This is a genomic window from Undibacterium sp. GrIS 1.8, assembly GCF_040544445.1.
GTDB lineage: Bacteria > Pseudomonadota > Gammaproteobacteria > Burkholderiales > Burkholderiaceae_D > Undibacterium.
In genome coordinates, this window is the sequence record NZ_JBEONQ010000129.1 from 1 (window position 1) to 1,403 (window position 1,403).

Sequence of the window (1,403 nt, forward strand, 5' to 3'; positions counted from 1 at the left end):
TTCATCTTGCCAGAAATGGCCGCTCCTTTCTCATCTATTTTGCGCTTCTCGCAATAAAATTACTCTCCGGTGTTTCGTTTTGCAAGAACCTCTTATTTCATATTAATAAATAATGTCCGAAAGCCTAGTGGTGCAGTCTTGTCTACAAATTGCTATTAATTTGAGCAGGTTATCGACGCGCACTCAATGATGTCAGGAGAATCTCTCACGATTCAAACTTTACCTGCGTTGTGCGTTGCCTCTGCCAGTGACTGCAGAACGTGAGCGAGAAGTTTTAATGTCTTCGCGATCACCCGAGACTATTTAGTCAAGTCGCAAAAGCACTAGGGCTAGCCTAAACGAGATGACAAGTTTCTGATAGCAACGCTAAAATTGACTACCCGCATCTGGATTTACAATAACTTCGGTGATGTTAAATTTAATTAGGCCTTTGCTGCTGGATGGCGTGCCAGGGAGCGACCATTCATTTGTCTATGTGCAAACAGCGAGAAGTATTGCACGCTGTTTGACACTGCACGCTGTTTGACACTTGAGTGGATGATTCGCCCGAAACCGGCTGGTCAATAGGCCTAATTTGAGTTTGAGATGGCGGACACTTCTCCAAACATAACTGCGATCGCATTTGCTGTCTCATCGGCGGGAATAAAGCACCGGTAAAATCTTAATAAGGTTCTTTCTAAACAAATCTCAGCGCAACTCCCATAGCGATTTTCTGTTCGCTCACAAAACGCATGAAGACAATTCTGCAGATCGTGGTGATATCCCCTTGTGCATTTCCATACAACAGCAGACTCGTTTTTTTGGCGAGGGCATGCCTCCAAAGCGCATGCTGGCGGCTCGAATACTGAATAAGGTTTCGCTCGGAAGCGCAGTCAGCAACGATGTCATCTCTCCGCTTAATAATGGCATCTCTCGTCACTTGGTCACCGAATCAGTCATTCTTCCTGAATTTGTGCCATTCAATAATTGATAGTGGCGTCCAACTAGAAACACTTTATAGCGATATCGTGATAAACCAAGAGGCTATTCATGGTCAAATTCAGATGCAAAAATGCCCAAACTTGAAATTCAAGATTTGGGCATTTGTTGGGAGTTTTTAGTTTACGACTTTAATGTTCAGTTGACGATTTTAATTGCCAAGAATATTTGCTTCCTAAGACACAAACTAATTATTCCACCGTTACGCTCTTAGCCAAATTCCGAGGCTTATCGACGTCCGTTCCACGTGCCAGCGCAGTGTGATACGCCAGCAATTGCAGCGGTACAGTATGCAATATCGGTGACAACATGCCGTAATGTTCCGGCAAACGGATGACGTGTACGCCTTCGCTTGAGGCAATGCGGGAATCTGCGTCGGCGAAGACGTACAGCTCGCCGCCACGGGCGCGGACTTCTTGCATGTT

At 45.3% G+C, this 1,403-nt stretch carries 1 pseudogene; it reads right to left on the bottom strand.

Features of this window, described 5'->3' with window-relative positions:
* Positions 1 to 1,169: 1,169 nt before the first annotated feature.
* Positions 1,170 to 1,403, bottom strand: a pseudogene (locus AAKU64_RS22475) (glutamine--fructose-6-phosphate transaminase (isomerizing)); the annotation flags it as partial.